The organism is Mycobacterium sp., assembly GCF_052144515.1.
Taxonomy (GTDB): domain Bacteria; phylum Actinomycetota; class Actinomycetes; order Mycobacteriales; family Mycobacteriaceae; genus Mycobacterium.
The window spans coordinates 1-11,541 of record NZ_JBKQQD010000074.1; the positions used below are offsets into that span (position 1 = coordinate 1).

General features: G+C 65.8%; 8 protein-coding genes and 1 pseudogene. 6 read left to right on the forward strand and 3 right to left on the reverse strand.

Annotated elements, in window-relative coordinates:
* The 4 genes from ACLP9N_RS03885 to ACLP9N_RS03900 all read left to right on the forward strand — a co-directional run.
* Positions 1 to 399: CocE/NonD family hydrolase C-terminal non-catalytic domain-containing protein (locus ACLP9N_RS03885; protein ID WP_442406155.1), on the forward strand; the 399-nt coding region annotated here is incomplete at its 5' end.
* The gene (locus ACLP9N_RS03890; RefSeq protein ID WP_442406156.1) at positions 392 to 1,036 is read left to right on the forward strand and encodes a nitroreductase family protein; all 645 of its coding nucleotides are present in this window, start codon (positions 392 to 394) and stop codon (positions 1,034 to 1,036) included. The genes ACLP9N_RS03885 and ACLP9N_RS03890, both read left to right, overlap by 8 nt.
* A gap of 257 nt (positions 1,037 to 1,293) precedes the next feature.
* Entirely contained in the window at positions 1,294 to 3,459 is a 2,166-nt protein-coding gene (gene uvrB, locus ACLP9N_RS03895) for an excinuclease ABC subunit UvrB (RefSeq protein ID WP_442406157.1), read from the forward strand.
* Entirely contained in the window at positions 3,456 to 4,886 is a 1,431-nt protein-coding gene (locus ACLP9N_RS03900; RefSeq protein WP_442406159.1) for an MFS transporter, read from the forward strand. Before uvrB ends, ACLP9N_RS03900 begins: the two co-directional genes overlap by 4 nt.
* 2 nt (positions 4,887 to 4,888) lie before the next feature.
* Here ACLP9N_RS03900 and ACLP9N_RS03905 read toward each other — a convergent pair.
* Both ACLP9N_RS03905 and ACLP9N_RS03910 read right to left on the reverse strand, forming a co-directional pair.
* Positions 4,889 to 5,606: pseudogene (locus tag ACLP9N_RS03905) on the reverse strand (MgtC/SapB family protein).
* A gap of 40 nt (positions 5,607 to 5,646) precedes the next feature.
* Positions 5,647 to 7,227 (reverse strand): glycosyltransferase family 39 protein, encoded by a 1,581-nt coding sequence (locus ACLP9N_RS03910; protein ID WP_442406160.1) that lies wholly within the window; start codon positions 7,225 to 7,227, stop codon positions 5,647 to 5,649.
* A gap of 313 nt (positions 7,228 to 7,540) precedes the next feature.
* Here ACLP9N_RS03910 and ACLP9N_RS03915 point away from each other — a divergent pair, with 313 nt between their 5' ends.
* Entirely contained in the window at positions 7,541 to 7,981 is a 441-nt protein-coding gene (locus ACLP9N_RS03915) for a universal stress protein (protein WP_442406161.1), read from the forward strand.
* A gap of 72 nt (positions 7,982 to 8,053) precedes the next feature.
* Here ACLP9N_RS03915 and ACLP9N_RS03920 read toward each other — a convergent pair whose 3' ends face one another.
* A complete protein-coding gene (locus ACLP9N_RS03920; RefSeq protein ID WP_442406162.1) occupies positions 8,054 to 8,731 on the reverse strand; it encodes an MBL fold metallo-hydrolase in 678 nt (225 codons plus the stop codon).
* Between the two features lie 103 nt (positions 8,732 to 8,834).
* Between ACLP9N_RS03920 and uvrA the strand changes: the two genes are divergently transcribed.
* A partial coding sequence (gene uvrA, locus ACLP9N_RS03925) for an excinuclease ABC subunit UvrA (protein WP_442406163.1) occupies positions 8,835 to 11,541 on the forward strand: 2,707 nt, incomplete at its 3' end.

The window sequence follows — 11,541 nt, forward strand, 5'->3', positions numbered from 1 at the left end:
AACCTGACCCGGAACGGCGCGGCGATTCTCAAGTACAAGGGTTCCAACGGGCGCCTGCGTGTCTCCATGCGCCGTCTGGACGAAGCGAAATCGACGGACGTTATACCCGCTCACAGTTATGACCGCATTGAAAAACTCAAGCCCGGTGAGATCGTTCCCGTCGAGATTGACATGTTCCCCGTGGGACTGGCATTTCATCCTGGCGAGCAGTTGCGGCTCGTCATCAGCGGGTACAACCTCTTAGGCGGTGTGATGCCCAACCTTTCAACAGGCTCCGCTGCGCCCCAGAACCTTTCAACAGTCGTACCCGACAACCATGGAAGGCACATCATCCACACAGGAGGGTCCCAGGCCTCATACCTGCAACTCCCCGTTCGGTCAGCACACGACAATGGCTGATAAGGCGCAATCCGACCCAGACCTGCAATTGCCTACGCCGGCAAGCGAACCCGACGATCCGATGTTCGCCGTGTTCGAGCGGCGAAAGACCACCCGCGACATCAGCCCGACTCCCCTGTCGATGCAACAGCTTTCCAACCTGCTCTGGTCGGCGTTCGGGGTAAATCGCAAGCCAGGTCCGTTCGGGGCACCGGGCCGCACGGCCGGTTCGGCCAGCAACTCGCAAGAGATCGATCTGTATGTCGCGCTTGCCGACGGAGCCTATCTCTATGACGCAACAAACTGTCGCTTGGCGTTGGTCACGGAAGGCGATCTGCGTGACAGCGCGATCACGCCCGGCCAGCGCGACGTCACGGCCACGGCCCCCGTCCAGCTGATCTACGTTGTCGATCTTCATCGACTGACACACACCGTGGGCTTTGAAGAACCCGGGCTTCATGATCCGGAAGTCCAGAAGTCCTACTATTACGTCGACACTGGCCTAATTGCGCAGAATGTCTATCTGTTCGCTGCCGCCCACGGACTCGCGGCTTGGTTTCACAACTGCGACAGGACCGGCCTGGCCCAGCGCCTGGGATTGAAAGCGCGCCAACGCGTTCTGTTTGCTCAATCTGTCGGCTATCCCGCAACACATTGACCGGCGGATAGGGACTGGACCGAAGCCGGCGGTCATGTGCCCGTGCCCGCGGGTTCGCGCCGGTGCCGCGGTCGATGCCGCCGAGACACGCCTGGACGGCTGTGCAGGCGCCGGTTGTTGAACCAATCGACCCTCTCCATCATCGCGTATTCGACGTCGTCGATGGTGGCAGCGGGCCAATCAGAAAAGGGTTACTGCGACCGATGCATCCTGTCTTGAACAAGCCGTTGTCGGTACGGCCTACTACCCTGGTTGACATGGCTTTCGCCACCGAGCATCCCGTCGTCGCGCATTCGGAATACCGCGCCGTGGAGGAGGTCGTGCGCGCCAGCGGCCGCTTCGAAGTGGTCAGCCCCCACGACCCGGCCGGCGACCAGCCGGCCGCTATCGAGGAGTTGGAGCGCCGGATTCTGGCGGGGGAGCGCGACGTGGTGCTGCTGGGTGCCACCGGGACCGGGAAGTCGGCCACCACCGCATGGCTGATCGAACGCCTGCAGCGGCCGACCCTGGTGATGGCGCCCAACAAGACACTGGCCGCCCAGCTGGCCAACGAGCTGCGAGAGATGTTGCCGCACAACGCAGTTGAATACTTCGTGTCGTACTACGACTACTACCAGCCCGAGGCGTACATCGCGCAGACCGACACCTACCTCGAAAAGGACAGCTCCATCAACGACGACGTGGAGCGGCTGCGGCACTCCGCGACGTCGTCGCTGCTGTCGCGCCGCGATGTGGTGGTGGTGGCCTCGGTGTCCTGCATCTACGGCCTGGGCACACCGCAGTCCTACTTGGACCGCTCCGTCGAGCTGCGGGTCGGCACCGAAGTGGCCAGGGACGGGCTGCTGCGGCTGCTGGTCGACGTCCAGTACACCCGCAACGACCTGTCCTTCACCCGCGGTTCGTTCCGGGTGCGCGGCGACACCGTGGAGATCATTCCCTCCTACGAGGAGCTCGCCGTTCGTATTGAGTTCTTCGGCGACGAGATCGAGGCGCTGTACTACCTGCACCCGCTAACCGGTGAGGTCATCCGCCAGGTCGACTCGCTGCGGATCTTCCCCGCCACCCACTACGTGGCCGGACCGGAGCGGATGGCGCACGCGATCTCCACCATCGAGGAAGAACTGGCCGAGCGGCTCGCCGAACTCGAAAGCCAGGGCAAGCTGCTGGAGGCCCAGCGGCTGCGGATGCGCACCAACTACGACATCGAAATGATGCGGCAGGTCGGGTTCTGTTCGGGCATCGAGAACTACTCCCGCCACATCGACGGCCGCGGGCCGGGCTCGCCGCCGGCCACGCTGCTCGACTACTTCCCGGAGGACTTCCTGCTCGTCATCGACGAGTCGCACGTCACCGTGCCGCAGATCGGCGGCATGTACGAGGGTGACATGTCGCGCAAGCGCAACCTCGTCGAGTACGGGTTCCGGTTGCCTTCGGCGTGCGACAACCGGCCGCTGACCTGGGAGGAGTTCGCCGACCGGATCGGTCAGACGGTGTACCTGTCGGCCACTCCGGGGCCCTACGAGCTCAGCCAGGCTGCCGGCGAGTTCGTCGAGCAGGTGATCCGGCCGACCGGGCTGGTGGACCCGAAAGTGGTGGTCAAGCCGACCAAGGGGCAGATCGACGACCTGATCGGCGAGATCCGCAAACGCGCCGACGCCGACCAGCGGGTGCTGGTGACGACGCTGACCAAGAAGATGGCCGAAGACCTCACCGACTACCTGCTGGAAATGGGCATCCGGGTGCGCTACCTGCACTCCGAGGTCGACACGCTGCGCCGGGTGGAACTGCTGCGCCAGCTGCGCCTCGGCGACTACGACGTGCTGGTCGGCATCAACCTGCTGCGCGAGGGTTTGGATCTGCCCGAGGTCTCACTGGTGTCGATCCTCGACGCCGACAAGGAGGGTTTCCTGCGGTCCTCGCGCAGCCTGATCCAGACCATTGGCCGCGCCGCCCGCAACGTGTCCGGCGAAGTGCACATGTACGCCGATTCGATGACCGACTCGATGAAAGAGGCCATCGACGAGACCGAACGGCGCCGCGCAAAGCAGGTCGCCTATAACGAGGCCAACGGCATCGACCCGCAGCCGTTGCGCAAGAAGATCGCCGACATCCTCGACCAGGTCTATCGGGAGGCCTCTGATACTCAGGCTTCCGAGGTGGAGATCGGCGGCTCGGGACGCAACGCGTCGCGCGGCCGCCGTGCCCAGGGCGAACCTGGCCGGGCGGTCAGCGCCGGCGTGTTCGAGGGCCGCGACACCGCGACCATGCCGCGCGCCGAACTGGCGGACCTGATCAAGGACCTCACCGCGCAGATGATGGCCGCCGCCCGTGAGCTGCAGTTCGAACTGGCCGCGCGGTTCCGCGACGAGATTGCCGACCTCAAGAAGGAACTGCGCGGGATGGACGCCGCCGGCCTGAAGTGACGGAGACGGCGAGCACCACCGGCAGTTGGCGTGAGCTGCTGGGCGGCAAGTATCTGGGAACGTCGGTAGTGCTGGCCAGCGGCGTCGCGCTCTACGCCACCAACGAGTTTCTCACCAGCAGCCTGCTGCCGAACACGGTCGCCGAGATCGGCGGTAGCCGGCTGTATGCGTGGGTGACCACGCTGTATCTGGTGGGCTCGGTGGTGGCGGCGACGCTAGTCAGCCCGATGCTGGTGCGCGTCGGGGCGCGGGCGTCGTACCTGATGGGGCTGGCGGTGTTCGGGGTCGCCAGTCTGGTGTGCGGCATCGCACCCAACATGGAGGTCCTGATCGCGGGTCGCGCCCTGCAGGGCGTGGCGGGCGGCCTGCTGGCCGGCCTCGGCTATGCGGTCATCAACACCGCACTGCCTCGTGTGCTGTGGACCCGGGCCGCGGCGCTGGTGTCGGCGATGTGGGGTGTGGCGACCGTTGTCGGGCCCGCGACAGGTGGCCTTTTCGCGCAGTTCGGCTTGTGGCGGTGGGCGTTTGTCGCGATGGCGATCCTGACCGCACTGGTGGCCACGTTGGTACCGATCGCGCTGGCCGCGGGCCGCGTCGAACCCGGCGGTGCGGCACCGAAGATCCCAGTGTGGTCGTTGCTGCTGCTGGGCGCCGCGGCACTGGCGGTCAGCGTCGCCCAGCTTCCGCGCAACTTCGCGGCAACGATCGGGCTGCTCGCCGCCGCCGCGGTGCTGGTCGGACTGTTCCTGATCGTCGACTGGCGGATGCGGGCAACGGTGTTGCCGCCCAGCGTTTTTGGCCCCGGCCCGCTGAAATGGCTTTACCTGACCATGGCGGTGATGATGGTCGGGGCGATGGTCACCACGTATGTGCCGCTGTTCGGTCAACGACTGGCGCATCTGACTCCGCTGACGGCCGGATTCCTGGGCGCGGCGCTGGCGCTCGGCTGGACGGTCAGCGAGATCGTCAGCGCCTCGCTGGACAACTCGCGCACGATCGCGCGGGTGATCGCGGGCGCTCCGGTGGTGATGGCGGCGGGTCTGGCGCTGGGTGCGGCGACTCAGCGCGACAACGCGTCGATCGGGATCGTCGCGCTCTGGGCTCTGGCGTTGCTGGTGGCCGGGATCGGGATCGGGAGCGCCTGGCCGCATTTGTCGGTGCGCGCGATGGATTCCGTCAATGACCCGTCCGAAGGCGGCGTGGCGGCCGCTGCGATCAATACCGTGCAGGTCATCTCCGCGGCGTTCGGCGCCGGCGTGGCCGGAGTGGTGGTCAACACCGCTGAAAATCGTGCCGCAAGCGACCTGAGCGACCTGAGCGACGTTGTGGCGGCGCGCTGGTTGTTCACGGTGTTCACCGTGTTGGGCGCACTGGGCGTCGTCGCTTCCTACCGAGCCTCGGACGGCGCGACCCGCGGCGGGCGCTGAGCTCAGTCCGCCTCGTCCTCGGCACGGAGCACGGCGACGACCCCGTCGACCGCGGAGAACGCGTCCGATGCATTCGCGATCTTGGCGCCAGACAGGGGCATGGTTACCCCAACCTGATCGTGGTCGACATCGTGGGCATCCGCGTCGAGTTCGGTGAGCTGCCAGTTTCGTTGCCCGCATAGTCGCAGCAGTTCCCGCAGCACACCGCGTCCGTTCTCGTAGATGATGTGCAACCGGACCGTCCCGCGCAGCCTTGCGCTGAGCTGGTGCTCAACCCTATTGAAAGCCAGCGCTGACGAAGTGCAGGAACACGACCGCGGTGGCGAGTAACAGCAGGCCGGCGCCCGCCGCCATGCCGATCGCGGCCGATTCCCAGACCGCCGCCGCGGTGGTCAGCCCGTTCACCGCACCACGTCGAGTGATAATGATCCCCGCGCCCAAAAACCCAATGCCCGAGACGATTTGGGCCGCGACACGCGACGGGTCCAGCACAACCGTGCCCCAGGTCAAGACATCGCCGAAGCCGTACTTACTGATCAGCAAAACCAACGCGGACGATGTGCCGACGATGGTCTGCGTCCGCAGACCCGCGCTTTTGCCCTGGATGGTGCGCTCCAGGTCGACGAGTGTGGTCAGCGCGAACGCGGCGAGAAGCTCGATCACGTGTCGGCCGTTCTGCGCTGCGCCGCCGAACAGCGGTTCGGCGAGCCACATCTGCATGTCCGTGAAGCTACCCACAGCGGGCACGTTCAAGCGACCGTCACCGTGTCGACTTGATCACCTGCGAGTAATGGAACTGCCAACGTTCCACGATCCGAAACCCGAGGTAGCTCGGGAACTGGTAGGCCGGCGCCCGTCCGAATGCGGATCCCGGCGGTAAGGATTTCCCCGCTTGATGGTCCGGCAGTGACTTGTCGCGGTTGGTGATCGTCCACAACGTGGGGCACTTGTTGATCTTGGCCGTCGTCAGCCACACCGCGACGTGGCCGTCCCACAGGGCGCCGACCTTGGGTCCGTAGAAACCGCGTTCGACGTCAATCACCGATCGGAAAGCCGCCGGCCGGGTGGCCAGCAGCGCGCGGATCGGCCCCGGCTTCCACACCACCGTGTTGTCGACCAGCAGGCAGTCTCCGGGTGCGGCATGGGAGTCGATCAGATCGGCGACCTGGCTGTAGTCCCAGCCCTCTTTGGCGTACGGGCCACGCTGCGTGAAGAGGTAATTCGGAAACGCGGCGACGGCGCAGAGCACCAGCACACCGGCGATGGGCCACGGCTTGCGGGCCAGGGTGACGATGCAAACCGCCAGGACGACGGCCGCTGCCGGAACGGTAAGGATCAGGTAGCGCGGGTAGTACATGGGTTCGGCGAGTACCGAATAGATCAGCACCACAACGGTGGGAATGACGATCCACGCTGCGCAGGCCAGCAGCAGCCGTCGGGTATCGCCACCGAGCCCCGGTACGCCGGCCAGTCGCGCGACCGTCGCGGCGACGACGATGACGCCCGCCAGAATCGCGAACGGAACGCTGTGGTCGAAGTACTGCCGATGCACCACGTCCAGGAAGAGGTTGCGGTTCAGCGTGGCGATCCAGTTGACCTGCCAGACCTGTCCGTGGGCGAACAGCAGGAACGGTGTCATGGCCGCGACCGCGACGCCGGAGGTCACCGCCCACCGAATGGCCGGGGATTTGCGGGAGTTTTTGGGCGCCAGCAGCGGCAGCATCGCGGCGTAGACCGGTACCAAGAGCACCAGGTTGATGCTCACCAAGATCGACAGCATCAACACCAGCCCGTAGAGCAGCCACAGCCGCGGCCGGTTGCGCCGCACCGCGGCGACGAGCAATACGGTCAGCCAGACGGCGGCCGCCACCGACAACGCAGAGGAGCGGGCTTCGATCCCGGCCCACGTCACCCGCGGCAGAATGGCGAAGACGACGCCCGCGCACACCGCGGTGGCCCGCCCTGCAAACGGCCTGGTGAACACCACGACACCGGCCGCGGCGCCCCCGATGGCCAGGCAGCTGGGAAAACGTGACCAGAATTCCGTCGGCGGAAATATCGCAAACCAGCCATGCATCAGCAGGTAGTACAGGCCGTGCACGGCGTCGATATGGCCCAGCAGCTTCCACAGCTCGGGCAAGGTGCGGTTCGCCGACGCCGAAATCGTGGCGCCCTCGTCGAACCACAGTGATGGCCTACCCGCCCAACCGGCGCTGATAGCCGCGGCCAGCACGGCAATCACCCACGGATCGAGCACCGTGCCGCGCGGGCGCACCTGCGCAGGCTCGTTGACGACGGGTCCGGGGCTTCCAGCCCGCTGCTCGACGGCCGACGTAGACATGATGCTTGCCACTCTAAGACGCAGGCGTACAGCCCGCTCACCAGCGGTATCGCTGCTGCGCCGCGGCTTGGGGGCGCCGATCGTGGGCGCAACCTGCCAGTGGTCCACCAAAGGTTCTGCCAAACAGCGCTTTTCGCGTCAGATACGAAAGTTCGATGGTTCCGTCATCGGAAATGTCGCCTGTTGACCCTGGCCGGCGGAGTAAACGCGGGGCGACGCCACGACGCCGCCGTGTCGGTATTCTCTCCCATCTGCATGCGGCAACGCGATACTGTCTTGGGTTGGCTGTGCATTCCGACAACTTGGAGGGTAAATGAGCGCCTATCAGACCGTGGTGGTGGGGACCGACGGTTCGGACTCGTCTTTGCGCGCGGTAGAACGCGCAGCAAAGATCGCCGGGGCGGACGCCAAGTTGATCGTCGCGTCGGCGTACCTGCCGCAGAATGACGACGCCCGGGCTGCCGACGTCCTGAAGGACGAAAGCTACAAAGTGACGGGCAGCGCCCCGATCTACGAGATCCTGCACACCGCCAAGGAACGCGCGCGCAATGCCGGCGCGAAGAACGTCGAGGAGCGCGCGATTCTCGGCGCCCCGGTGGACGCGCTGGTGAGCCTGGCCGAGGATGCCAAGGCCGACCTGTTAGTTGTCGGCAACGTGGGTCTGAGCACGATCGCGGGCCGGCTGCTGGGATCGGTGCCGGCCAACGTCTCACGCCGGGCCAAGGTCGACGTGCTCATCGTGCACACCACCTGAAACCGCACCTAACGGCTTAACCGCCGCTCGAAGCTCAAGCTTGCCTGGGGCGCGGCCCTACTATGCGCTGTATCACCAGCCTCGTTCGCGCCATTCTTCGAGATGCGGGCGCTCGGCACCCAACACTGTGTCGTCACCGTGGCCGGGGTAGATGACGGTGGAATCGTCGTACACGTCGAACACCCGGGTGGTGACGTCGTCGAGCAACTGCGTGAAATCGCCGGGCTGCCACGTCTTCCCAACGCCCCCCGGGAACAGGCAGTCGCCGGTGAACAACTGGGTGACTCCGCCGGTCGCGGGCCCGTCGAGCGCAAGCGCGATGGATCCGGGCGTGTGGCCGCGCAGGTGGATCACGTCGAACGTCAACTCGCCGACCTGCACGGTGTCGCCGCCCGTCAGCAAACGGTCAGGTTTGACCGGCAGCGGCCCGGCGTCGATCTCATTGGCGGCGGTGGGCGCACCGGTGGCCTCGGCCACCGCCTGCAGCGCCTGCCAGTGGTCGAAGTGCTGGTGGCTGGTCACGATCAGCGACACCTTCGGGGCGTACCGTCGCACGAGGTCGATGAGGACTCCGGCGTCGTTGGCGGCGTCGATCAGCAGAGTTTCTCCGGTCGCGGAACACGTCACCAGGTAGGCGTTGTTATCCATTGGGCCCACCGACGCCTTCAGGATCGTCGCGCCAGGCAGAGTGCGGCGCGCCGCGGTGCCGGGATCGACGTGCCCCGTGTAGTTGTCGTCGACGACGGTCATACCGGCCACGTTACTGGCCGAGAGTTGGTTGTCGGTATGGGCACATAGCATGGGTCTGTACTGCGCCCGCTGGAAGGTTGAACCCCGAAAAAGAAGGAGCCCAGTGGCCGACCGCCTGATCGTCAAGGGTGCCCGCGAGCACAATCTGCGCGGCGTGGACCTCGACCTACCGCGCGACGCGTTGATCGTCTTCACGGGCCTATCCGGCTCGGGTAAATCGTCGCTGGCATTCGACACGATCTTCGCTGAGGGCCAGCGGCGCTACGTCGAATCGCTGTCGGCCTACGCCCGCCAATTCCTGGGCCAGATGGACAAGCCGGACGTCGACTTCATCGAGGGTCTTTCCCCCGCGGTGTCCATCGACCAGAAGTCCACCAACCGCAACCCGCGGTCGACCGTCGGAACCATCACCGAGGTGTACGACTACCTGCGGCTGCTGTATGCCCGCGCGGGCACGCCGCACTGCCCGGTATGCGGTGAGCGGATCGCGCGCCAGACCCCGCAGCAAATCGTCGACCAGGTGCTGGCGATGCCGGAGGGCAACCGTTTCCTGGTGCTGGCCCCGGTGGTGCGCACCCGCAAGGGCGAGTTCGCCGACTTGTTCGAGAAGCTCAACTCGCAGGGCTACAGCCGGGTTCGGGTCGACGGTGTGGTGCATTCGCTGACCGATCCGCCAAAGCTGAAGAAGCAGGAAAAACACGACATCGAGGTGGTGGTAGACCGGCTGACGGTCAAGGCCACCGCCAAGCAGCGGCTGACGGATTCCGTGGAAACCGCTCTGAACTTGGCCGACGGCATCGTCGTGCTGGAATTCGTCGACCATGAGCCGGGGGCGCCGCACCGCGAGCAGCGCTTCTCGGAAAAGCTGGCCTGCCCCAACGGGCATGCGCTGGCCGTCGACGACCTGGAACCGCGGTCGTTCTCGTTCAACTCGCCCTATGGGGCCTGCCCCGAATGCACCGGCCTGGGCATCCGCAAGGAGGTCGACCCCGACCTGGTGGTGCCCGACCCGGAGCTGACCCTCGCGCAGGGCGCGGTGGCGCCGTGGTCGATGGGCCATACCGCCGAATACTTCACCCGGATGATGGCCGGGCTCGGTGACGCGCTGGGCTTTGACGTCGACACCCCGTGGCGCCAGCTGCCGGCCAAGGCGCGCAAGGCGATCCTGGAGGGCTGCGACGAGCAGGTGCATGTGCGCTACCGCAACCGGTACGGCCGAACCCGGTCGTACTACGCGGATTTCGAGGGCGTGCTGGCGTTCCTGCAGCGCAAGATGAGCCAGACCGAATCCGACATGATGAAGGAGCGTTACGAAGGCTTCATGCGCGACGTGCCGTGCCCGGTGTGCGACGGCACCCGACTCAAGCCGGAAATCTTGGCCGTGACGCTGGCTGGGGAGTCTCAGGGGGAGCAGGGCGCGAAATCCATCGCCGAGGTCTGCGAGCTCTCCATCTCCGAGTGCGCGGAGTTCCTGCGCGGACTCACGCTGGGTGCACGCGAACAGGCGATCGCGGGCCAGGTGCTCAAAGAAATACAGTCGCGGCTGGGCTTTCTGCTTGACGTCGGGCTCGAATACCTGTCGCTGTCCCGCGCGGCGGCCACCCTGTCCGGCGGTGAGGCGCAACGGATCCGGTTGGCCACCCAGATCGGCTCCGGCCTGGTGGGTGTGTTGTACGTGCTCGATGAGCCGTCCATCGGGCTACACCAGCGAGACAACCGTCGGCTCATCGAAACGCTCACTCGCCTAAGGGATTTGGGCAACACACTGATCGTCGTCGAGCACGACCTGGACACCATCGCGCACGCCGACTGGGTCGTCGATATCGGGCCTGGCGCCGGAGAACACGGCGGCCGCATCGTGCACAGCGGGCCCTACGCCGAGCTGCTGACCAACAAGGACTCGATCACCGGCGCCTTCCTGTCGGGCAAGGAGTGCATCGAGATCCCCGCGATCCGCCGTCCCGTCGACCGGCGACGCCGATTGACGGTTGTCGGCGCACGCGAGCACAACCTGCGCGGGATCGACGTGTCGTTTCCACTCGGCGTGCTGACTTCGGTGACCGGTGTGTCCGGCTCGGGTAAGTCGACACTGGTCAACGACATCCTGGCCGCCGTCTTGGCCAATCGGCTCAACGGCGCGCGGCAGGTCCCGGGCCGGCATACCCGGGTCATCGGTCTGGACCACCTCGACAAGCTGGTGCGGGTCGACCAGTCGCCTATCGGGCGCACGCCGCGGTCCAACCCGGCCACCTACACCGGGGTCTTCGACAAGATCCGCACCCTGTTCGCGGCCACCACCGAGGCGAAAGTCCGTGGCTACCAACCCGGTCGGTTTTCGTTCAACGTCAAGGGCGGTCGCTGCGAGGCGTGCACGGGTGACGGCACCATCAAGATCGAGATGAACTTCCTGCCGGATGTGTATGTGCCGTGCGAGGTCTGTCATGGCGCCCGCTACAACCGGGAAACCCTTGAGGTGCACTACAAGGGCAAGACCATCTCCGAAGTGCTGGACATGTCGATTGAGGAAGCGGCGGAGTTCTTCGAGCCGATCACCGGCATCCACCGTTATCTGCGCACGCTCGTCGATGTCGGCTTGGGCTATGTGCGGCTCGGGCAGCCCGCCCCCACCCTGTCCGGCGGGGAGGCGCAGCGGGTGAAGCTGGCGTCGGAGTTGCAGAAACGCTCCACCGGCCGCACCGTCTACATCCTCGACGAGCCCACCACCGGCTTGCATTTCGACGACATTCGCAAACTGCTGAACGTCATCAACGGCCTTGTGGACAAAGGCAATACGGTGATCGTCATCGAGC

What these genes read in the sequence shown, in the direction of transcription:
- ACLP9N_RS03890 (WP_442406156.1), top strand. Translation starts at nt 392, where the DNA reads ATGGCTGATAAGGCGCAATCCGACCCAGACCTGCAATTGCCTACGCCG.
- uvrB (WP_442406157.1), top strand. Translation starts at nt 1,294, where the DNA reads ATGGCTTTCGCCACCGAGCATCCCGTCGTCGCGCATTCGGAATACCGC.
- ACLP9N_RS03915 (WP_442406161.1), top strand. Translation starts at nt 7,541, where the DNA reads ATGAGCGCCTATCAGACCGTGGTGGTGGGGACCGACGGTTCGGACTCG.
- ACLP9N_RS03910 (WP_442406160.1), bottom strand. Translation starts at nt 7,227, where the DNA reads ATGTCTACGTCGGCCGTCGAGCAGCGGGCTGGAAGCCCCGGACCCGTC.
- ACLP9N_RS03920 (WP_442406162.1), bottom strand. Translation starts at nt 8,731, where the DNA reads ATGACCGTCGTCGACGACAACTACACGGGGCACGTCGATCCCGGCACC.